Source organism: Bradyrhizobium sp. HKCCYLS3077, assembly GCF_051167555.1.
Taxonomy (GTDB): domain Bacteria; phylum Pseudomonadota; class Alphaproteobacteria; order Rhizobiales; family Xanthobacteraceae; genus Bradyrhizobium.
Genome location: NZ_JBNPTH010000008.1, coordinates 55157 through 76641 on the forward strand (window position 1 = coordinate 55157; position 21485 = coordinate 76641).

Below are 21485 nucleotides of genomic sequence, written 5' to 3' on the forward strand. Positions count from 1 at the left end.
TATCAGGACGTCTTCTTGCCGAACGGAATGAACAGGATGCCGGCGCAACCGGCGAGCGCCACGGCGAAATAATAGGTGATCGCGCGCGAGCCGATCGACGGGATCAGCGTGAACGTCGTGACCAGCGTGCCGACGACGTTGCCGATGGTCGAGACGCCATAGACGAGCCCCGCGACGCGGCCGGCCTCGCCCGCCGAGCGCGTCAGCAGGCTGACCGCGATCGGCGAGAACGTGCCGAGCAGGGTCAGCGGCACCAGCAGCAGCGCGGTCGCGGCCATCAGCGTCGCCATCGGGCCGTCGCCGACCGTGTCGAGAATATCGGCCATGACGATGTCCGCCGTCGCCGGCACCAGCGCCATGTAGGCCGCGGCGATCAGGATCATGGTGGCGATGGTGCGCGTGGTGGGCCTGCGGTCGACGATGGCGCTGCCGGCGAAATAGCCGATCGCCAGCGCGCACAGCACGGTCGAGATCAGGCTCGCCCAGGCGCCGATGCCGCTGCCGAAATACGGGTTGAGATAGCGGCTGCCCAGCATCTCGAAGCCCATCAGCACGCAGCCGACCAGGAACGAGCAGATATAGATCGCCAGCATGCCGGCGCGGGACACCGGCTCGCTCATGGCAGCTTCTTGTTATGGCGCTCGATGCTCTTCAGCGCTTCCACCGGAGCGAAGTCGTCGGTCAGGATCTTGGCCTTGGCGTCGATCACCTGGCCGCCGTCGATGTCGATGCGCTTGCGCTGCGCCAGCATGTCGGCGAGCTTGTAGCGGAAGCCGAATTCCTTGTCGCGCTCCTGCGCGATGGCGGCGAGATCCTCGGCCTTCCGCTCATCGCCGGGATAGGCGACCATCACGATGTTGCCGCCGGCCTCGTAGAAGTCGACCTGCGGGAACACGCTGTGGATGGTCTTGACCGCGGCGTCGAACAGCATGGTCGACGGCTCGACGTTCTGCGCCACCACGCCGCCCTCGGCGAGGTGATCCTTGACGAGCTGGTAGAATTCCTTGGTCAGGAGATGGAACGGCACGAAGGGCCCGCGATAGGCATCGATCAGGATGATGTCGTAGCGGTCCTTGGATTCCTGCACGAACAGCCGTCCGTCGCGGTTGGCGACGTGGAAGTTCGGCTCCTCCTTGATGCCGAAATATTTCTTGGCGAAGTCCAGCACCGTCGGGTCGAGCTCGACCGAGGTGACCTGCACCTTGGGCAGGAAGCGGTGCAGGTACCAGGCGGTGCGGCCGCCGCCGAAGCCGATCTCCAGGATCGAGCTGACATTCTTGGCGTACATCACGCTCGCGGTCATGAAGCGGGTATAGTCGACCGGCAGGTCGAGCTCGTCCTTGGTGTTGTAGACGCTCTCGGTATAGATGCGCCGGTTATGGCCGAACGTCATGCTGCGGTAAGGCCCCTGCTCATAAACGTAGATGTTGTTGTAGAGCGACTCCTTGGATTCCAGGAGATGACGGGCGTCCTCCGCGCCGGCGGCGGCGACGGAGAGGAGAGCTGCAAACGCACCTGCAATGACCGACCGGATAAGCATCGAACTGTCTGTTTCCCTCGGCTGAACAATGGGCGGGCGCGCCGCGCGCAAGCCCCGTGACCTCTGACGGCTGTCACGCGCTGCGCTCAGGCACGACCAATACGGCGATCCCGAGGCCGGTTCCGTATCGGCGCCGTTCTCTTAGACCATCGGCTGCCTGCCGGATAGTCAAACCGCCCCCGCCAACGGGGCTGTGATCGCCCGGCCATGGCAGTAAGGCACAGGCGGTCTTCTGTTCCCGCCTCGAGGTGCCTATGGTTGAACCGGGGCACCGCCGTCCGGTGTCGCGTCCGGTTGGTGGGGATTCATGACTGCGTTGAAGTCGGCGCTGATCGCCTGTCTTGCACTGCTCGGCGGCCTGGCCTGGGCCCAGGATGAGACCGCGCCGAACCGCCGTCCCGTGGCTGTCGTGGCCGATGCGCGGCTTGCCGTCGGCGATCGCGGCATTCTGCCGCTTTATGTCTCCCGGCCCTGGACGAAGCCGCAGCCCGACATCACCCGCGCGGTGCTGGTCCTGCATGGCCGGCTGCGCAACGCCGACGTCTATTACGACACCGCGATCAAGTCCCGCGACGCCGCGGGCCCCGCCGGGGCCACCACCCTGCTGGTCGTGCCGCAGTTTCTCGCCGACCTCGATGTCGAGGCGCATGGCCTGCCGCCGGAGACCCTGCGCTGGACCCTGGAAGGCTGGCAGGGCGGCGATGCGGCGACCGCTCCGCACCCCGTCAGCTCGTTCGAGGCTCTGGATGCGATCCTCGCGCATCTTGCCGACCGCTCTTTGTTCCCGGCGCTGACCGAGGTCGTCGTCGCCGGCCATTCCGGCGGTGGCCAGGTGGTGCAGCGCTACGCGATCGCCGGGCAGGGCGAGGCGGCGCTGACGCGGCGCCAGGTCGCGGTGCGCTATGTCGTCGCCAATCCCTCGTCCTACGCCTATTTCTCCGCCGACCGGCCCGAGCCCGAGATCGCCGCGGCCTGTCCGGGCTATGACCGCTGGAAATACGGCATGGCCGACCGGCCGGCCTATCTCGCCACCCCGACGCCTTCCGAGCTGGAACGGACCTATGTGGCGCGACGCGTGATCTACCTGCTCGGCACCCGCGACACCGATCCGAATCATCCGGCGCTCGACAAGAGCTGCATGGCGCGGGCGCAGGGGCCGACGCGCTATGTGCGCGGGCATTCCTACGCCGCGGTCATGGCCGCGCGCGACGGCGGCACGCCGAATCACCGGCTGTGGGACGTCGCCGGCGTCGGTCACAACGGCGACAAGATGTTCACCTCGTCCTGCGGGCTCAAGGCGCTGTTCGACGTCCCCGGCTGCGGCGAGGCCCCGTGATGAGGCTTCCGGTCGCAGACCGGGTCTGCTATGCAGGCGGTCGAAGCAGGTGCACGTCGGTGCAGGCTCCGGTCCCGTAGCTCAGCTGGATAGAGCGGCGGTTTCCTAAACCGTAGGTCGCATGTTCGAGTCATGCCGGGATCGCCATTCTTTCAGCGCCACGCCTCCAGCCGCCGGACATCATCGCAGCTTTCCTGAAGTGCGCAGCATCGCCGCGAAATGACGCTTGTCCGGGAATCGGGTGGAGCGCATCGCCGTCATCAGGGAACCATCCAGGAGCCGACAGCGGCCGTCGCCGCTGCATCACCTGGAGAGCGTCATGCACACCACCATCGAGCCGGGCATCCTGTATTTCGGGACGCCCGTGGTCCTCATCAGCACCGTCAACGAGGACGGCAGCGCCAATCTCGCGCCGATGTCATCGGCGTTCTGGCTCGGCTGGCGCTGCATGCTCGGCCTCGCGGCGGGATCGAAGACGCCGCAGAACATGCTGCGGACCGGCGAATGCGTGCTGAACCTGCCCTCGGTCGACCTCGTCGCCGCCGTCGACCGGCTGGCGCTGACCACGGGGTCCGATCCGGTCCCGCCGATGAAGCTGCGCAAGGGCTATCGTCACGAGCCTGACAAGTTCGCTGCGGCCGGTCTCACGCCTGCGCCGTCCGAGACCGTCGCCGCGCCGCGCGTCGCCGAATGTCCGGTGCAGCTCGAAGCCTGCGTCGAGGCGGTGCACGGCATCGCCGATGACGATGCCGTCCTGAAGGGCCACATCCAATGCTTCGAGGTGCGCGTGCAGCGGGTCCATGTCGCCCCCGCCATCCTGATGGACGGCACGCGCGACCGCGTCGATCCCGATAAATGGCGGCCGCTGATCATGAGCTTTCAGCAATTCTATGGGCTCGGTCCGCGCGTTCACGAGTCCCGCCTGGGCACCATTCCCGAAGCAGCCTATCGCACGCCCGACATCATCCGTGCACGGGACGCGTCGCGTCCGCTGGCCGTTCCGGCCTGAGGTGCGTTGCGGCCGGCGACGCGCCTATCGCGTCGCCAATCGCGCCGGACCTGTCCCGCCTGACGGCGCGGACGAGAACGACAGCCTGGCCAGGCTGTAGAGCATCGGCAATTGAAACACGAAGCTCATCGCGGCCGCGCCGACCAGCACGTCGTAGCGCTGCGTTTCGATCAGCCGCTTCGCTGTCGGCACGGCATGGACCAGGCCGTCGGCGAGGTAGATCACGGCAAAGACCCGCCAGATGATCGCCGTGAGCAGGTGCAGCCTGAAGGCATGGTCGAACAGCGCGATCAATCCGCCGAGCGCGAGCGTCGCGCTCACCGTGTGCGCCGTCGTATCGTAGAAGCCGGGATCCAGGGCAGCCTGCACGAACCAGAGGCCGTAGACCACCGCGATCACCTTCAGCACCATCGGATCGTCCCCCAAGCTCGGCACCGCGCGCGCCGCCTGACGCCAGCAGGCTACGACGCGTGCGGCCAAGGAGGCGTTAACCGGCCAGCGCAGATTGTCCCGAACCGTCAGGTCCGCAATGCAGGACGTCGTTCCGCTGGCTACAGCCGCGCCCTGTCGGACGCGGCTGTTTTGACGGCCGGCGGATCACATCACCATTGATATCTGACCCGACCGGTGCCGGCCCAGGACGATGCGGACGGCGCGAACTGGCCGTCGATCTGACCCGACAGCGTGAGATGCGAAGTCAGCGCGACCTCGGCGACACCCGACAGCAGCGCCGAGTCCGCCGCGATCCGCGCGCCCGTGGTGACGAAGCTCGCACCAGGCAGGGTCTGGAACGTCGCGCTCACATTGGAGTCACGATTGTAGTCGTGAGCCCAGGCGGCGCGGCCGCGCAGCAGGAACGTCTCGGAGATGCGGCGATCGGCCCAGAGGCCGAGCTCGGTGCGCGGCAGGGTGGTGTCGCGCGCAGCGAAGGTGAGGGCCGAGCCGCCCGCGCCGAGCGAGCTGGTCTCGCTGTAGGACGGGCTCCACACCTGCTGCAGCTGCAGCGCGGCGTAGGGCGTGAGGCCGCCGAAGCCGAGATCGAAGCGGTAGCCGGCCTCGGCGCGGCCCGCGAGCGTCGGCGCCGTGTAGCTCGCGCGCAGCGTCTCGATGGCGCCGGCGGTGAGGTTGCGCGTCGTCGACATCCAATGCGCGCCGGCGGCGAGGCTGCCGGAGACATAGGCCGCGCCGAAGCGCTTTGTCGCATAGGCCGCCGCCTGGATGAAGTCCGAATTGCCATAGCCGCCGCCCTGCGCGACGCTGAAGCTGGTTTGGCCGCCCGACAGCGCGAAGCCCAGCGTCACGTCCGGCGCCAGCCGATAATCGGCGCCGGCCGCGAGGCCGTAGATCCGCGACGACAGGTCCTGGCTGCCGGCCGCGGCATCGCCGCCGATGCGGCCGCCGCCGCCGAACGCCGAGCCCCACACCGCCCAGCTCGGCTCCATCGGCATCGCCTTGGCGAAGATCCTGCCGGCCTGGGCGGCCGGGCCGCTCGCCTCGGCAAAGGCCATCATCGGCGAGCCGCCGGGGTTCGAACCGGAGCGGCCGCTGCCGCCGAAGTCGAGCACGGTGGAGAGGAAGCCGGTCATGCTCTGGCCGACGCTCTGCGTCACCGCCGGTGCGCTCTGGCTGGCGAGCTGGTTGAACGTCGCGCCGACGCCGGCCGCGCTCTGGAAGTAGATCGACTGCAGCGACGTCGGCAAGGTGCCGCCCTTGGTCACCGCATTGGCGAGCGCGTTGTAGATCTGCTGGCCGTTGCCGCTGACGCCAGTGGCTGGCAGCGACGGCAGCGCGGCCTGCTTCAGCGTGAGATAGGCGTTCTGGCCGTCATAGCTCAAGGTCGGCGTGATGTTGGTGGTGCCCGTGGTCGTGGTGTTGAACGACGAGAACTGGCCGCTCACGCCGCCGCCGGCGGACACGATCGCCACCTTGCTGCCCGCCGCATAGACGCCGCTCGCGAACGTCGCTGTGACCTGGCCGTTCAGCGTCGCCGTGCCGGACACGCTGGTCGTGCTGAAGCTGCCGGGCGTGAACTGCAGCGCGTAAGCTGCGCCGCTGGTGAAGGCGAGGCTGCCGAGCACGGTGAGCTTGCCGGCCTGGCCGGTGAGGCCCGTCACCGCCTGATAGCCCGGCGCCAGCGTGCCGGCGACGTTCACGTTGCCGACGGTGCCGAGGCCGGAGAGGGTCGCGCCGGCATTGACGCTGATCGGGCTCGTCACCGCAGCGCCCGCCGCGATGACGAGGGCGCCGCCATTCACGGTGGTGCCGCCGCCATAGCTGTTGTTGCCGGCGAGCACGAGCGTGCCGCTGCCGCTCTTGGTCAGCGATCCCGCGCCGGAGATGTCGTTGCTCCAGATGTCGAACGCATTGTAGCCGCCCTGCGCGGCATCCATCGTCACCGCGACCGCGCTGTTGAACGCGCCGTAGCCGTAAGCCGACTGGTAGAGATTGATGCGGCCCCAGCCGTCCCAGGTGTTGCCGTCGAGCAGCGCGTAGCCGGAGGGCAGCGCCGTGGTCTTCAGGATCTCGGTGCGCTGCGCGTCGCTGAGATAGGGAAAGCGGGTCAGCAGCAGCACCTGCGCCTGCACCGGCACGTTCTCCGGCAGGGTGGTGCTGGCGCCGGCGAGCTGCAGGCCATAGGTCATGCGGTAGGTGTAGCTCGACGGATCGGTCGAGCTGAGATTGACGTCCCTGGAGGCCGCCGCGATCGTCGCCGCGCCGCCCTGCGCCTGCTGGATGCAGGCCTGCACGCTCACCGTGCCGCAGGATGACGAGAGATACGACTGCGTCTGGGTGTAGGCCTGGTAGACGGCGTAGGCATTGGTGTTGGCCGGGTTGGTCCAGTCGACCCGGTCGCCGTTGGAATCATAGAGCGCATTGTAGATGTTGGTGGCCGCGATCGCGGTCGCGAACGTGCGGCCGCCGATGACGTCGAGCGGCGAATGCATGCCGGCCAGGATGCGGTTGTTGCCGAGGTCGGCAGCGCGCGCCAGCAGGCTCTGATATTGCTGCGGCACCAGGAAGGCGAGGCCGAGCGCCTGCGTATAGCCCGAATTGGTGTGGCCGGAGATGAAGCCGCCATCGGCATAAGGGTTGGTGCTGTTGATGATCTGCAAGAGCGGTGTCGGCACGCTGACGTCGGTCGACAGCCGGTAGGGCCGCGACGCCGCGCCGATGCCGGGCACGTAGTCGCCGACCACGAACTGCGTCGGCTGCAGCACGCCGTTCACGATGCTGCCGACATTCGGCACGGTGAGATAGCTCAGGCTGGTGCCGTTCGCGGTGTTCTGCGCGTCGATCATCGCCTGGGTCACGGTGAAGCCGCGCACCCAGTTGGTGGCGTTGCCGTAGACCGCGGGGATCGTGAGGTTGCCGTAATAGGTGGGGACGACGATGTTGGCGGTGTCGGCCGTGGTCAGTCCGGTCCTGGTCGTGGCGTTGTAGTTGCCGAAGGCGGCGGCCAGCGGGCTCACCGTGGTCTGGTTCACCGAGGCGCCGAACGCGCCGGGGTTGGTCACCGGCGCGGTCGAGCCCATGTAGCGCTCGAAGGTGCGCTTGGACGGCTCGGTCGAGGAATTGGCGCGCACGGTGTTGTTGACGAAGTTGACGGCGGCGGCGAGCGGTGTCGCGCTGCCATTGCCCAAGGTCGTCGCGCCCCAGCTCGCGCTGTTCAGATAGTTGATGTTGGATTGGAAGTTCTGCAGCGTGTACGGCGCGTAGGTCGTCGGCGTCAGGCTGTTCGGCGTAGTGCCGCTGGCGGAGGCGCCGGTGCCGGTCATGAAGGAGCTGGTGAGCACGCCGAGCCCGTTCAGGACGCTGTATTGCTGACTGGTGCGGTCGTCGTGGATCGCCTCCAGCGTCTGCGCCGCGGTGCGCGCCCGCGTCATGCGGACCACGGTGGCGAGGTTCTGCTCCATGACGCCCGTGCCGTTGGTCAGCGCCGGATCGTTCAGCATCAGGTTGATGTAGGAATCGACCACGTTGACCATGGTCGAGCCAACCGTTGCCGTGCTCGAATTGGTGAAGTTCACCGGCGGCGTGGTCGGGATGTCGCCGGCCTTGGCGGCGATGGGCAGCAGCGCCGAGCCCAGCGCGGCATATTTCCAGAACTTCAGGTAGGCAGACGACGACATTCCGACGGTTCCCAGACAAAGACATTCGATGCCGGAACCGATGCGGACTCCGGCGGGACGCGTCGCCGTCGCACATGCGACGTTTTGTCCCGCCGCCGTCACTATTGGGCGTTTGTTTCAGATTCTTAACGGTTTGTTAGCGATTGCCTTTGGTCGGTGTCTGTCATCGCCGGGACACACAGCCTTGACGTGATCGCGAATCACCCTGCCCAGCACAGCGGGAATTTTGCCGACGATTTGGTGTGGCGCGATCGGCGCGCGTGCTGTCGGTTGTAGTCACGTCGGACACTGCCGGGCGTCAATGTGGGTTGCCCAAGGGCAGCCCAACATCGCAGCCTCAGGACATCGTGAGCGACTGATCCGCCTCGCTTGGACGTTGCTGGCTCTCCGCGAGCAGCTCCCGCACCCGCGGCACCACCACCCGGCCGTACAGCTCGATGCTGCGCATCAGCTTGGCGTGGGGCAGGGGACCCGCGGAGTACTTCAGCTGGAAGCGCGACAGGCCGAGCGCCTTGATCGTGGCGGCGATCTTCTGCGCCACCGTCTCCGGCGAGCCGACATAGAGTGAGCCGTGATCGGCCTCCTGGACGAATTCGTCGCGGCCCATCGGCGGCCAGCCGCGCTCGCGGCCGATGCGGTCGCGCATGGTCTTGTAGTCCGGCCACAGCTCCTCGCGCGCCTGTTCGTCGGTGTCGGCGACATAGCCGGGGGAGTGCACGCCGATCGGGTTCGTCGCGCGGCCGAACTGCTTGATCGCGCGATGATAGAGATCGACATAGGGCGCGAACCGCGTGGGGTCGCCGCCGATGATCGCGAGCATCAGCGGCAGCTCGTAATGCGCCGCGCGCACCACGGACTCGGGACTGCCGCCGACGCCGATCCACGCCTTCAGCCGGCCGTGCTCGACCGGCGGATAGACGAGTTGATCCTTCAGCGGCGGTCGCAGATTGCCCTGCCAGGTCAGCGGCTGCTGCGGCAGCAGGCTGACGAACAGATCGAGCTTCTCCTCGAACAGCGTCTCGTAGTCCTTGAGGTCGAAGCCGAACAGCGGGAAGGATTCCGTGAACGAGCCGCGGCCGAGGATCACCTCGGCGCGGCCGTTCGAGACAGCATCGAGCGTGGCGAAGCGCTGGAACACGCGGATCGGATCGTCCGAGCTCAGCACCGTCACCGCCGACCCCAGCTTGATATGGTTGGTTCGCGCCGCGATCGCCGCGAGCGCGACCTCGGGCGCCGAGATCGCGAAGTCGCCGCGATGGTGCTCGCCGAGCCCGATGAAGTCGATCCCGAGCTGGTCGGCGAGCACGGCCTCCTCGACCACGTCGCGGATCACCTGGGCATGCGGCGCGATCGCGCCATCGGCGCCGCGGGTGACGTCGCCGAAAGTATCCAGGCCGAATTCGATTGCTGCAGTCATGTCTCGTTCCAATCCGTCGCGCCGTCATACGGCGTCCCGCTGTTAGCTGGAAGGGGCTGAACCGGATTGCAAGCGGCCAGGGCGAAACACAGGGTTTCACTCCGCAGAGGCCCTGTCTGCGATCGCGGGTCCGCCGCCTCACCCCGTCATCCCCCGTCATTCCGGGGCAATCGTCATGCGCGACTGCGCATGACGATTGAACCCGGAATCTCGATGTGGCGAAAAGAGATCCAGACAATCTCGGGATTCCGGGTTCAAGGCCTTTCGGCCTTGCCCCGGAATGACGGTTGCCTGGCGAAGACGAGGGCCGCGACCCGATTCGGGTCACGCCCAAAATTTCCTCTTTCGTTTTTCCGAAAACTATGCTCTACTGCGCGCATCCCGCCTCATCGATGAGGGGCGTACGCGCGGTCGTCACGAGACGCGAGGCGGGGATGCGGTGGCCGTGGCGGGTCGCAGCGTGACGCAAGTCGCGCCGACGAACGATCCGCTGCGGACGGTCAAGCCGTGTGGTCCTGGCCTCCCGATGCTGAGGCCAAGCCGGTGGTGTGATCCATCGGCGACGGGGGCAAGACAGCCGGTCCCCGGGGAGAGCTCGGAGCAGCCGTAAGCCCATCGCGCAGGGAATGCCGGATTGTCGGCTGAACCTGTGGTACCTGCCGCCTGCATTTTTCTCCGCAGGCGGGCCATGGGTTGCGGCCAGCACCCGGCATTCCCTGCGCCCTCATCTGTCGAGGGTGTTCCATTCGGCAAAACTCGGGCGCAACGCGCCGCGGGACCGCCCGCGCATGGGCGGTGCAACGCCGGCTGTCGCGCCCTCGATGCGCGCATGCCATGCCAAAAAATGGGCGTGTCGGCCCGCCGCGCATCACCTAGGCTCGGTGCATGGATGACATGGGACCACGCGCATGATGGCACAGAGGGACTATCAAATCTTCGAGGCGGGCGACGTCCTGCTGCAAACGGGCGTGACGTTCCCGTCGCTGCGCCTCGCCTACAAGACCTATGGCACGCTGAATGCGGCCAAGGACAACGTCATCCTGTATCCGACCTCGTTCGGCGCCCAGCACACCGACATCGAATGGCTGATCGGACCCGGCGGCATTCTCGACTCCGACAGATACTTCATCATCATCCCGAACCTGTTCGGCAACGGCCTGTCGTCGTCGCCGTCGAACACGCCGGTCGGCGACACGCCGTTCCCGGCGATCAGCTATCACGACGCCATCGCGGTCCAGAAGCGGCTCCTGGCGGAGCAGTTCGGCATCGAGAAGCTCGCGCTGGTCTATGGCTGGTCGATGGGCGGCATGCAGGCCTATCACTGGGCTGCGCTTCACCCGGACATGGTGGAGCGCGCGGCGGTCGTCTGTGGCAGCGCGCGCTGCTCGCCCTACAATCATCTATTCCTCGACGCCGTGAAGGCCGCGCTGATAGCCGACCCTGCGTTCCGGAACGGCCGCTTCGTCGAAAAGCCGGTGGCCGGCCTGCGCGCCATGGGCCGTATCTATGCCGGATGGGCGATGTCCTACGAGTTCTACCGCGACGAGGTCTGGCGCGAGCAGGGTTTTGGCTCGCAGGAGGACTATCTCGCCGCGACCTGGGACACCGCCTTCGCCCATCGCGACGCCAACAATCTGCTGACGCAGATCGCGATCTGGCAGGGCGGCGACATCAGCAATTGCGCGGCGTTCTCAGGCGATCTCGACCGGGCGCTGGCCGCGATCACCGCGCGCATGCTGCTGATGCCCGGCCAGACCGACCGCTATTTCGACTGGCGCGACAATGAGCGTGAGCTGCCGAAGCTTATCAACGCGCGGTCCGCCGCGCTGCGGCCGATCCCCTCGGTCCACGGCCACCGCGCCGGCAATCCCGTTCGCATTCCGGCCGATCGCGACTTCATCAAAGCCCAACTGTCGTCCCTTCTCCAAAGCTGAGTTCAATATGACCGACGTGCCTATCGACGAATTCGCGCCCCGCCCGAAGCTGCTGACTCCGCCAGTGTTGCAGCAGCTCTGCACGCGCTCCAACCTCAAGGGCGCCCTGCGCACGCTCAGTCACTACGGCGCGATCGTCGCCATCGGTGCGCTGATCGGAGCCATTGCCTCGACGCAGGGCGTGTTGTGGGCGCTGCCCTTGCTGCCTCTGCAGGGCGTGCTGATCGCCTTCCTGTTCATGGCGGTGCACGAGACGGCGCACAAGACCGCGTTCGACAGCCGCCGGCTGAACGTCGCTGTCGGCAATCTCTCCGGCTTCCTGATCGGGCTGCCGTACGAGTATTATTGCCTGTTCCACTGGGAGCATCACCGCCACACCCAGGATCCCCAGCGCGATCCCGAACTGATCGTCGGCCCCAAGCCGCGCTCCGAGACGCAACTCGCGATCGCCTATTCGGGTCTGGTCCAGGTCGCCGGCCGTCTCCGGCTGGTGCTGAAGCACGCCGTGACCGGCGAAGTGACCGTGCCCTGGGTGCCCGCCGGCCGCCGCGCGATCATCGTGCGCGAGGCGCGTTTCTACGTCGCCGGCTACGCGCTGCTGCTGCTCGGCTCGCTGGCGCTGCACAGCGCGTTGTTGTTGTGGGTCTGGGTCGTGCCGCTGCTGCTCGGCCAACTGATCCTGCGCCCCTATCTCTACGCCGAGCACACCGGCTGCGATCACACGAGAAGCGCCTTCCACAACACCCGCACCACCTTCACCACGCAATTCGTGCACTGGATCGCCTGGAACATGCCCTACCACGTCGAGCACCACGCCTATCCGGCCGTGCCGTTCCACGCGCTGCCGAAGCTGCATGCGATCGTGGATGGGGAGATCAAGTATCGCGGGGAGGGGTATGTCGCGGTGACGCGGCAGACCTGGGCGTGGTTTCGGACGCAGTGGGAGGGGACGAAGTCTCAGACCTAACGAAGTCTCGCACATGATGAGTTGGGATCCGAGCCGTTGCCACGCGATCAGTGCGCCCCCTCTCCCGCTTGCGGGGGAGGGTCGGGGTGGGGGCGCCACAGCGGCAGTCTTTCCGGAGCGGCCCCCACCCGCATCGCATCTGACGATGCGATGCGACCTCCCCCGCAAGCGGGGGAGGCGCAGACCGACCGCGTCGCCTGCGATGTCGGCAAGCCCTCGCCGAGCAGACGGTGCACCCTCTCCCCCAAGGCGAAGCAATAGCTTCGCCAGGGTGGGAGAGGGTGGCTTTCATGCGAAGCATGAAAGTCGGGTGAGGGGTCGCCACGAACTCAGTCCTGAATTTGGGGAAAGAACCCCTCACCCGAGTGAGTATGACGCTTATAGCGGCGATGCCCTTTCCCACCCTGGCGAAGCTATTGCTTCGCCTTGGGGGAGAGGGCGCAGTCATTGGCGCCGTAGGAGCACTGCTGCTGCAGATTTAGTTCACCGCCACCGCTCGCGCATCCTTGCGCCCAGGTCGATCCGCGGCCCCGCGCTCGCAACCGCCGACCCCGCCTGCACCTTCGGCCAGCTGACACGCTCGAACAGCGACACCAGCGCCTCTGGAATAAATCGCGTGCGCGAGGCGTAGACATGACGATCGCCGCGCACGGGCTGGCCATGGACGAAGAAACGCTGCGGCACCAGCAGATGCAGATCGTCCTTGGCGCGGGTCATCGCGACATAGAGCAGCCGACGCTCTTCCTCCAGCTCGGCGCTGGAGCCGGCGCCGAGATCGGACGGCATGCAGCCGTCGACGACGTTGAGGACGTGCACCGCATTCCACTCCATGCCCTTGGCGGAATGGATGGTCGAGAGGATCAGATAGTCCTCGTCGAGCAGCGGCACGCCGGCCTGGTCGGAGGTGGCGTCGGGCGGATCGAGCGTCAGCTCGGTGAGGAAGCGCTCGCGCGACGGATAGCCGCTGGCGATCTGCTCGAGCTGCAGCAGATCGGCGCTGCGCACCTCGGCATCCTCGTGCACGCGCTCAAGATGCGGCTGATACCACTGCCTGACGCGCTCGATGTCGGCGGGCCAATCCGAAGCCCGCAACTGTTCGAGCATGCGCACGAACGCGGTCCAATCCTCGCCAGCGCGCGCCGGCGCCGGTTGGGCGCACAACGCACCAATCGGATCGGCACTCTCACCGGCGGCATCGAGCAGCCGCTGCGCCGACGCCGGGCCGATGCCCGGGATCAGATGCAGCACGCGGAAGCCTGCGATCCGGTCGCGCGGGTTTTCGACGAAGCGCAGGCAGGCGAGCATGTCCTTGACATGCGCGGCATCGAGGAACTTCAGCCCGCCGAACTTCACGAACGGAATGTTTCGGCGCGTCAGCTCGAACTCCAGCGGCCCGCTATGCGAGGAGGTCCGGAACAGCACCGCCTGCTGCTTCAGCACGATGCCTTCCTCGCGCTTGGCCAGCACCTGTTCGACGATGTAGCGCGCCTGGTCGGTCTCGTCGCGGACCGTCACCAGCTGCGGCTTGCGCGAGGCCGTGCGGTCGGTCCACAAATTCTTGGTGAAGCGCTCGCGCGCCAGCCCGATCACCGCATTGGCGGCGGACAGGATCGGCTGCGTCGAGCGGTAGTTGCGGTCGAGCGTGACGATATCGGCGCGCGGGCTGAACTGATCGGGGAATTCCAGGATGTTGCGCACCGTCGCTGCGCGGAACGCGTAGATCGACTGCGCATCGTCGCCGACCACCGTGAGACCCGCACCGGTTGGCTTGAGGCCGAGCAGGATCTGCGACTGCAGCCGGTTCGTGTCCTGGTACTCGTCGACCAGCACGTGATCGAAACGCTCGCCGATCTCGCGGGCGATGCTCTCGTCCGCCATCATCTGCGCCCAGTAGAGCAACAGGTCGTCGTAGTCGAGCACGGCGTTGGCCTGCTTGACCTCGACATAGGCCGCGAACAGGCCCTTCAGCTCGCCGGCCCATTCCGCGCACCAGGGAAAGTGCCGCACCAGCGCCTCGTCGAGCGGCATGTCGGCGTTGACGCAGCGCGAATAGATCGCGAGGCAGGTTCCCTTGGTCGGAAAGCGCTTCTGTGTGTTGGACAGGCCGCGTTCGTGCCGCACCAGATTCATCAGGTCGGCGGAATCCTCGCGATCATGGATCGTGAACACGGGATCGAGGCCGATGCGTTCGGCATAGTCGCGCAGCATTCGCGCGCCCAGGCCGTGAAACGTGCCGGCCCAGGTCAGTCCCGAGGTGATCGCCTCCGCCTGGCTGCCCAGCACCTTTCGCGCGATGCGCTCGACACGCCGGCTCATTTCGCTCGCGGCGCGGCGCGAGAATGTCATCAGCAGGATGCGGCGCGGATCGACGCCGTTGACGAGCAGATGCGCGACGCGATGCGCCAGCGTGTTGGTCTTGCCCGAGCCGGCCCCCGCGATGATCAGCAGCGGCGGCCCAGGTGCGGCCAAAGCGCCGCCATGCTCGACCGCGCGGCGCTGCTCCGGATTAAGATCGTCGAGATATGTCGCGGCCGCTGCCTGCACGAATCGCCCCTCAGCTCGCGAGAATCCGCGATTTGCGCCATGCGCGCAACGACATGGCCCGCTTGCTGCAGCGTTTTACATGATTCGCAATCGGTCTTTTTTGCCACGGTTGCCCACAGAGCGTCAGCCAGCCGCTTGCGCTGGGGCGTGCGGACTCCTATCCAATCAGCCCCGTCACGAATCTCGGAAGAACACCGTGTCGAATTTTGCCTCCATCATCGCTGCTGAGCTCTCTGTCAGGGACGCCCAGGTCCAGGCCGCGATCGACCTGCTCGACGGCGGCGCGACCGTTCCGTTCATCGCGCGCTACCGCAAGGAAGCGACGGGCATGCTCGATGACACGCAGCTGCGTACGCTGGAAGAACGACTGCGCTATCTGCGCGAGATGGATGCACGGCGCACCGCGATCATCGAGAGCATCAAGTCGCAGGGCAAGATGACGCCGGAGATCGAGCTGGCGCTGGCGACCGCCGACACCAAGGCGCGTCTGGAAGATATCTATCTGCCGTTCAAGGAGAAGCGCCGCACCAAGGCGCAGATCGCCAAGGAGGCCGGGCTCGAGCCGCTCGCCGACATGCTGATCGGCGACCCCATGAAGAATCCGGAAGACGAGGCCAAGGCCTTCATCAAGAAGGAAGGCGACAATCCGGTCAAGGACGTCAAGGCCGCGCTCGACGGTGCGCGCGCGATCCTGGTCGAGCGCTTCGCGGAGCATGCCGACCTCGTCGGCTCGCTGCGCGAGGAGATGTGGACCCGCGGCGCCGTCAAGTCGACGGTGCGTCACGGCAAGAAGACCGAAGGCGCCAAGTTCGCCGACTACTTCGATTTCTCCGAGCCGTTCACCAAGCTGCCCTCGCACCGCATCCTGGCGATGCTGCGCGGCGAGAAGGAAGAGGTGCTGCAGCTCGATTTCGGCGATGGCGAGCCGGAAGACTCGAAGGACCCGTCGCTGTATGAGAACCGCATCGCGGTGACCTTCGGCATCTCCCGCCAGGGCCGTCCCGCGGATCAATTCCTGTCGGACTCCGTGCGCTGGGCCTGGCGCACCCGCATCAAGACCTCGCTCGCGCTCGATGTCCGCATGCGGCTGTGGCAGGAAGCCGAGAAGGAAGCCGTGCGTGTGTTCGCCGCGAACCTGCGCGATCTCCTGCTCGCCGCGCCCGCCGGTGGCCGCGCCACGCTCGGCCTCGATCCCGGCTTCCGCACCGGCGTCAAGGTCGCGGTCATCGACCGCACCGGCAAGTTCGTCGATCACGCCACGATCTATCCGCATGAGCCGCAGCGGCAGTGGAACGAGAGCATGCTGACCCTGGCGCAGCTCTGCATCAAGCACCGCATCGAGCTGGTCGCGATCGGCAACGGCACCGCCTCGCGCGAGACCGAGAAGCTGGTCAATGACCTGATGAAGCTGAAGCCGGACCTGAAGCTGACCAAGGCGATCGTCTCCGAAGCAGGCGCGTCGGTCTATTCGGCCTCGGAATTCGCGGCCAAGGAATTCCCGAATCTCGACGTCTCGATCCGCGGCGCGGTCTCGATCGCGCGCCGCCTGCAGGATCCGCTCGGCGAGCTCGTGAAGGTGCCGCCGGCCTCGATCGGTGTCGGCCAGTATCAGCACGACCTCAATCAGTATGAGCTGGCGCGCGCGCTCGATGCCACCGTCGAGGACTGCGTGAACGCGGTCGGCGTCGATCTCAACACCGCCTCCGCGCCGCTGCTGGCGCGCGTGTCCGGCATCGGCGAGACCCTGGCGCAGAACATCGTCGCGCATCGTGATGCCAATGGCCCGTTCCCGACCCGCGACAAGCTCAAGGACGTGCCGCGTCTGGGACCGAAGGCATTCGAGCAGTGCGCGGGCTTCCTGCGCATCCGCGACGGCGACAATCCGCTCGATGCCTCCGGCGTGCATCCGGAAGCCTATCCGGTCGTGAAGAAGATTCTCGAGGCGACCAAGAGCGACATCAAGGTGCTGATCGGTGAAACCAAGACGCTGAAGGCGCTCAATCCGGCGAAGTTCGCCGATGAGCGCTTCGGCGTCCCGACCGTCACCGACATCATCAAGGAGCTGGAGAAGCCCGGCCGCGACCCGCGCCCCGAATTCAAGACCGCAACCTTCCAGGAAGGCGTCGAGAAGATCACCGATCTCAAGCCCGGCATGATCCTCGAGGCGACCGTCACCAACGTCGCCGCGTTCGGCGCCTTCGCCGACATCGGCGTGCACCAGGACGGCCTGATCCACATCTCGGCGATGTCCGAGAAGCGCATCAACGATCCGCGCGAGGTGGTGAAGCCGGGCCAGGTCGTGAAGGTCAAGGTGCTCGACGTCGACGTGCCGCGCCAGCGCATCTCGCTGACCTTGCGGCTGTCCGATCCGCTGCCGGCCAAGGGCGAGAAGCGCACCAGCGCGCGGCCGCCGGCGGCGGCGCGCATGACCACGCGCGAGGAGAAGCCGTCGGGCGGCGGCGCCTTCGCCGCGGCGCTGGCGAAAGCCCAGGAGCGCCGCAAGGGCGCGTGAGCGCCCAGACGACTCCTGACATCGCTGCACGCCGCGGAATGACACTTCATTCCGCGGCGCTGAACGAAAGCGAGTTGCCGGTCTTCCGAACCCGGCTCGCGATACTTACCTTCCCTGATAGCTGCTGTCCGGGGGAGCGGAGATGGCAAATCGCACGGTGATCATCGCGGGAGCGACTGGCCTCGTCGGCCGCGAGCTTTTGAAGGGTTTGCTCGCCGACCCCAGGGTCGATCACATCCACGTTCTCGGCCGCCGGGCACCGACAATCGTTTCACCGAAGCTGACTGCTCATGTGGTGGACTTCGCCGCGCTGCCGCCTCTGCCCGCGACTGATGAACTCTACCTGGCACTCGGCACGACGATCAAGGTCGCTGGCAGTCAGGCCGCCTTCCGCGCCGTCGATCACGATGCGAACCTCGCAGTGGCCAAGGCCGCGCTGGCGAGTGGGACGAAGCGCGTCGGGCTGGTCAGCGCGATGGGCGCCGACGCCAAGTCGCGCGTCTTCTATAGCCGCGTGAAGGGCGAACTGGAAAACGATCTGGCTGCGCTGCCGTTCGCCGGTCTCGTGATCGCGCGGCCATCGCTGCTGGTCGGCCCGCGAGAGGAACTGGGACAGCCGAGCCGGCCCGGCGAGGAATGGGGCAACAGGCTCAACCAACTCATCGGCTTTCTCATTCCACCGAACTACAAGCCCATCCCTGCCGCCGACGTTGCGCAGGCGCTGTTGTCCACGGTGCCTACGGCTGCCGGCAGCAGGGTTCTTCTATCTGGTGCGATGCGTCGATAGTTGGCCCGCCCCCTTGCGGCGCGGAGCTGTCGTTTCCATTTATCAGAAATCCAAGGGCGATGGCCTGGTTCGGGCGGTCCTGACGATCGGGAGAAAGGCCGTATTTTTACGGAAGCGGCGGCTGGGGAGGGGGCGTTCGCCAGGAAATAGATCCAGTTGATTAACCTATGACATTCCGTGAGTTGAAGAATTAGCTCGTGCTCGCTTTTAACACCTTAACCATATCTGCCTGCTACCACTGCGGTGAGAACAACGAGCTCGGGATCTCATGCGCAGACAGCTTCGAGATGTTTTTGTTGCGGGACTGATGACAGCGGCGTTGCTCGGCCCGCATCCAGCGGCGGCATCGCCCCGCATGGTGTCGCTGGTCTTCAACTCGCAGCCGCAGAACCCGCAGCAGATCGGGTCGGACGAGTTCCGGACCAAGCTTCAGGCGCTGGCGGGCAAGAAGCTGATCATCGACGAACGCGCCGGCAATTCGTTCGGCAGCGAGGCGGCCGTCCTGGCGGCGACCCGCACCGGAGCCGTGGACATCGCCGTCGTCTCCGGCGGCATCGCCAGCGCAGTCGTCCCCGAGCTTGGCGTGTTCGACATTCCCTTCCTGTTTCGCGACACCGCCCACGCCAAGGCCGTCGCCACGGGCCCTGTGGCAACCGCGATCGGAACGAAATTCGCCGACAAGGGGCTGGTATTGCTCGCTCTGGGCAAACAGGGCTTCCGCAACCTGACCAACTCGAAGCGCCCGGTGCGGACCGTCGACGACGTCAAGGGGCTGAAGATCCGCGTCATCCCCAATCCGGTCTATCAGATGACCTTCAAGGCGATGGGCGCCGAAGTTCTGCCGATGGACTTTCCATTGGTCTATGCCGCGCTCAAGGACGGTCGCCTCGACGGTCAGGAGAATCCGGTCGCGACCATCGCCGCCAACCGGTTCGAGGAAGTTCAGAAGTACCTCACTCTGACCGGCCATTTCTTCGCGCCGATCGCATTCGTCGCCAATCGCGCGACGTTCGAACAGCTCGATGCGAGCGAGCGCGACGCGCTGATCACGGCCGCCAAGGCCGCCGCAGAAGTGACGTGGCAGGCGCAGCTCGATGCCGAGAAGCTCGCCGACCTGCGCAAGGGCGGCATGGATGTGATCGAGACCTTCGATCGCAAGACCTTCGTCGATGCGGTCAAGCCGCTCGACCCCGAATTCGAGAAGCGCTTCGGCAAGGATCTGCTCGCCACCATCAGGTCCACGCCGTGAACGAGCCAGGAAACTTCATGAATCTCTCTTCGATGATGTCGTGGATCGGCGTCCGCCCGCGGATTTTCGGCGGCTTTGCGCTGATCCTGAGCTTTCTCGTGCTGCTCGGCGGCTTCGCCATGAGTCAGGTCGGACGCATCGGCGGCACCGTGGATGATCTCGTGGCCAGCGCCGCAGGCGATGCCGGCATGTCGCAGGTGCGCGCGGCGTTGCTCACGGCCAATGGCGCGGTGGAGAAGTTCATCCGCACCTGGAGCGTAGGTGACAAGGATGCAGCGGGCAAGGCGATTGATGCCGTCGGCGGACTTGCAGACGAGGTCGAGAAGCAGTCGGGCAAGCTGAAGGTGATCGCCGATGGTGTCGGCTCGGTCAGGAGCGCGCTCGCCGCCTATCGTTCATCGTTTGGCGCCGCCGCCGAGGCGGTTGACCGCCTGCGCGTCGCAACAAACAAGACCGAGGCGCTTGGCGCCGTCGCCGGCGTCAATATCGGCGGCATCCAGGTCGCCCTCGCCAACCGCGCGGGTCGCGAGCCGCTGCTCAATCCGTTGCGTCTCGCCAGCACGGTGGATGCGGCGCGCGTGGCGGTCATGCGCTACACCAACTCACAATCTGCCAACGATGCCGAGGACGCGCGGCTCACCTTCGTCTATGTGAAGCTTGCGCTCGCCGATTCCGAGGCTGAGCTCGCCGGCGTCGATGACGCCAAGCTGAAGGGCCTGATTGCTGCCCTCAAGGAGGCGGTGACGGCCGACGCAGCGGCGCTCGAAGACGTCATCAAAGTCACGGCTGACTTGCGCGCCAAACAGGCCGAGCTCGTCAAGGCGAGCGCGGCGATCGACGAGCAGGTGGGGCGGATCAATCGACAGCTCGGCGCGGCTCGCGCCGAACAGGGCGCGAAGACCGGCGTGGCCGTTGCCGAAACGCGGCAGACGGTGATCGTCACGGCCACCGGCGCGGTCGTGCTCGGAGCAATCCTGGCGTGGCTGATCGGCGCCAGCGTCTCCTCGCCGATCCGCAGCATGACCGATCGCATGCAGTCGCTGGCAGCCGGCGAATTGGAGCAGCCGATCCCCGGCGGCGAGCGCCGTGACGAGATCGGACGGATGGCGCGTGCGGTGGAGATCTTCCGCGACAATGCGCTGGCCGTTCGCCGCATGGAGCAGGAGGCTGCCTCGCAGCGTGAGGCCACGGAGGCCGAGCGCGCCCGCATGATGGCCGATCTCGCCGGGCGGTTCGAACAGGGCATGCAGGGCGTGATCACCGGTGTCGGCGGGCGCGCCTCCGACATGGGCCAGAGTGCGAGAGAGCTTGCTCAGATCGCCGAGCGCGGCCGCGGTCTCGCGGAGGCCGTCGCCAATCGGGCCGAGCAGGCCTCGGTGAACGTGCAGACCGTGGCGTCGGCGACGCAGGAACTCGCGGCTTCGATCCGCGAGATTTCCGGACAGGTGCAGCGTTCGGTGACCGTCTCTACGCGGGCAACGCATGAGACGCAGCGGACGTCCGAACTGATCAACGGGCTCTCGAGCGCGGCGGAGCGCATCGGCACCATCGTACAGCTCATCCAGGCGATCGCCAGCCAGACCAACCTGCTCGCGCTCAACGCGACCATCGAGGCGGCCCGTGCCGGCGAAGCAGGCCGGGGCTTTGCGATCGTTGCGAGCGAGGTGAAAAATCTCGCCTCGCAGACGGCGCAGGCGACCGAGCAGATCTCGAGCCAGATCGCGACCATTCAGGGCGCGACCGAGGAGACGGTTGGCGCGATCGCGCAGTTCGGGAGCACCGTGCGTGAGATCGCCGAAATCTCCAACGCGATCGCCGCCGCGGTCGAGCAGCAGGGCGCCGCGACCAGCGAGATCGCCCGCAATGTCGAGCAGGCGGCCAGCGGCACCGCGGCGGTCACGCAGGAGATCGGCGACGTGCGCACCGTGGCCGGGCAGACCGATGCGGGCGCGGAAGCCGCGCTGACGGCAGCCGCAGCGTTGCAGCAGCAGGCGGAGTCGCTGCGGAGCAATGTCGCGGACTTCCTGCAGACGATCCGCACGGCGGCCTGAGCGCCGACG

14 protein-coding genes and 1 tRNA gene are annotated in these 21485 nt (G+C 66.6%); 9 read left to right on the top strand and 6 right to left on the bottom strand.

Annotated features, from left to right (window positions below; all coding sequences use genetic code 11):
- Positions 1 to 2: 2 nt before the first annotated feature.
- Positions 3 to 620, bottom strand: coding sequence for a fused MFS/spermidine synthase (locus ACQR0Z_RS28735; RefSeq protein WP_434861875.1), 618 nt, complete (start codon positions 618 to 620; stop codon positions 3 to 5).
- Positions 617 to 1540 carry a spermidine synthase gene (locus tag ACQR0Z_RS28740; protein ID WP_434920857.1) on the bottom strand — a complete coding sequence of 308 codons (924 nt, stop codon included), beginning with the start codon at positions 1538 to 1540 and terminating at the stop codon, positions 617 to 619. The genes ACQR0Z_RS28735 and ACQR0Z_RS28740 overlap by 4 nt, the downstream gene beginning before the upstream one ends.
- Before the next feature lie 307 nt (positions 1541 to 1847).
- Here ACQR0Z_RS28740 and ACQR0Z_RS28745 point away from each other — a divergent pair, with 307 nt between their 5' ends.
- The 3 genes from ACQR0Z_RS28745 (at position 1848) to ACQR0Z_RS28755 (ending at position 3885) form a co-directional block, all read left to right on the top strand.
- Positions 1848 to 2876, top strand: a complete 1029-nt coding sequence (locus ACQR0Z_RS28745) for an alpha/beta hydrolase (protein WP_434920858.1) — start codon at positions 1848 to 1850, stop codon at positions 2874 to 2876.
- Between the two features lie 70 nt (positions 2877 to 2946).
- Positions 2947 to 3023: transfer RNA gene (locus tag ACQR0Z_RS28750), tRNA-Arg, on the top strand.
- Between the two features lie 172 nt (positions 3024 to 3195).
- Positions 3196 to 3885, top strand: coding sequence for a flavin reductase family protein (locus ACQR0Z_RS28755; RefSeq protein WP_434920859.1), 690 nt, complete (start codon positions 3196 to 3198; stop codon positions 3883 to 3885).
- 24 nt (positions 3886 to 3909) lie between these two features.
- Here ACQR0Z_RS28755 and ACQR0Z_RS28760 read toward each other — a convergent pair whose 3' ends face one another.
- The 3 genes from ACQR0Z_RS28760 to ACQR0Z_RS28770 all read right to left on the bottom strand — a co-directional run bounded on the left by ACQR0Z_RS28760 (position 3910) and on the right by ACQR0Z_RS28770 (position 9432).
- Positions 3910 to 4320: a hypothetical protein gene (locus ACQR0Z_RS28760; RefSeq protein ID WP_434920860.1), complete on the bottom strand. Its 411-nt coding sequence runs from the start codon at positions 4318 to 4320 to the stop codon at positions 3910 to 3912.
- 167 nt (positions 4321 to 4487) lie between these two features.
- A complete protein-coding gene (locus ACQR0Z_RS28765) occupies positions 4488 to 8015 on the bottom strand; it encodes an autotransporter domain-containing protein (protein WP_434878032.1) in 3528 nt (1175 codons plus the stop codon).
- Positions 8016 to 8352: 337 nt separating this feature from the next.
- Entirely contained in the window at positions 8353 to 9432 is a 1080-nt protein-coding gene (locus ACQR0Z_RS28770; RefSeq protein WP_434878031.1) for an LLM class flavin-dependent oxidoreductase, read from the bottom strand.
- A 908-nt stretch (positions 9433 to 10340) separates the two neighbouring features.
- Between ACQR0Z_RS28770 and ACQR0Z_RS28775 the strand changes: the two genes are divergently transcribed.
- Both ACQR0Z_RS28775 and ACQR0Z_RS28780 read left to right on the top strand, forming a co-directional pair.
- Positions 10341 to 11366, top strand: a complete 1026-nt coding sequence (locus ACQR0Z_RS28775; RefSeq protein WP_434920861.1) for an alpha/beta fold hydrolase — start codon at positions 10341 to 10343, stop codon at positions 11364 to 11366.
- A gap of 7 nt (positions 11367 to 11373) precedes the next feature.
- Entirely contained in the window at positions 11374 to 12333 is a 960-nt protein-coding gene (locus ACQR0Z_RS28780; RefSeq protein ID WP_434920862.1) for a fatty acid desaturase family protein, read from the top strand.
- A gap of 483 nt (positions 12334 to 12816) precedes the next feature.
- On the opposite strand, the gene ACQR0Z_RS28785 is transcribed toward ACQR0Z_RS28780, so the two are convergent.
- Positions 12817 to 14877, bottom strand: a complete 2061-nt coding sequence (locus tag ACQR0Z_RS28785) for an ATP-dependent helicase (protein ID WP_434920863.1) — start codon at positions 14875 to 14877, stop codon at positions 12817 to 12819.
- A 196-nt stretch (positions 14878 to 15073) separates the two neighbouring features.
- On the opposite strand from ACQR0Z_RS28785, the gene ACQR0Z_RS28790 reads away from it, so the two are divergent.
- From ACQR0Z_RS28790 to ACQR0Z_RS28805, 4 genes are all read left to right on the top strand, one after another.
- The gene (locus ACQR0Z_RS28790; protein ID WP_434920864.1) at positions 15074 to 17389 is read left to right on the top strand and encodes a Tex family protein; all 2316 of its coding nucleotides are present in this window, start codon (positions 15074 to 15076) and stop codon (positions 17387 to 17389) included.
- A gap of 142 nt (positions 17390 to 17531) precedes the next feature.
- Positions 17532 to 18176, top strand: coding sequence for a nucleoside-diphosphate sugar epimerase (locus tag ACQR0Z_RS28795; RefSeq protein WP_434920865.1), 645 nt, complete (start codon positions 17532 to 17534; stop codon positions 18174 to 18176).
- Between the two features lie 268 nt (positions 18177 to 18444).
- Positions 18445 to 19425 carry a TRAP transporter substrate-binding protein gene (locus ACQR0Z_RS28800; RefSeq protein ID WP_434920866.1) on the top strand — a complete coding sequence of 327 codons (981 nt, stop codon included), beginning with the start codon at positions 18445 to 18447 and terminating at the stop codon, positions 19423 to 19425.
- Positions 19426 to 19460: 35 nt separating this feature from the next.
- Positions 19461 to 21476: a methyl-accepting chemotaxis protein gene (locus ACQR0Z_RS28805; RefSeq protein WP_434878096.1), complete on the top strand. Its 2016-nt coding sequence runs from the start codon at positions 19461 to 19463 to the stop codon at positions 21474 to 21476.
- The last annotated feature ends 9 nt before the right edge of the window (positions 21477 to 21485 follow it).

Excerpts from the sequence above, each read along its gene's own strand:
- ACQR0Z_RS28735 (WP_434861875.1), bottom strand. The coding sequence starts at position 620 with ATGAGCGAGCCGGTGTCCCGCGCCGGCATGCTGGCGATCTATATCTGC.
- ACQR0Z_RS28740 (WP_434920857.1), bottom strand. The coding sequence starts at position 1,540 with ATGCTTATCCGGTCGGTCATTGCAGGTGCGTTTGCAGCTCTCCTCTCC.
- ACQR0Z_RS28745 (WP_434920858.1), top strand. The coding sequence starts at position 1,848 with ATGACTGCGTTGAAGTCGGCGCTGATCGCCTGTCTTGCACTGCTCGGC.
- ACQR0Z_RS28755 (WP_434920859.1), top strand. The coding sequence starts at position 3,196 with ATGCACACCACCATCGAGCCGGGCATCCTGTATTTCGGGACGCCCGTG.
- ACQR0Z_RS28765 (WP_434878032.1), bottom strand. The coding sequence starts at position 8,015 with ATGTCGTCGTCTGCCTACCTGAAGTTCTGGAAATATGCCGCGCTGGGC.
- ACQR0Z_RS28770 (WP_434878031.1), bottom strand. The coding sequence starts at position 9,432 with ATGACTGCAGCAATCGAATTCGGCCTGGATACTTTCGGCGACGTCACC.
- ACQR0Z_RS28775 (WP_434920861.1), top strand. The coding sequence starts at position 10,341 with ATGATGGCACAGAGGGACTATCAAATCTTCGAGGCGGGCGACGTCCTG.
- ACQR0Z_RS28780 (WP_434920862.1), top strand. The coding sequence starts at position 11,374 with ATGACCGACGTGCCTATCGACGAATTCGCGCCCCGCCCGAAGCTGCTG.
- ACQR0Z_RS28795 (WP_434920865.1), top strand. The coding sequence starts at position 17,532 with ATGGCAAATCGCACGGTGATCATCGCGGGAGCGACTGGCCTCGTCGGC.
- ACQR0Z_RS28800 (WP_434920866.1), top strand. The coding sequence starts at position 18,445 with ATGCGCAGACAGCTTCGAGATGTTTTTGTTGCGGGACTGATGACAGCG.
- ACQR0Z_RS28805 (WP_434878096.1), top strand. The coding sequence starts at position 19,461 with ATGTCGTGGATCGGCGTCCGCCCGCGGATTTTCGGCGGCTTTGCGCTG.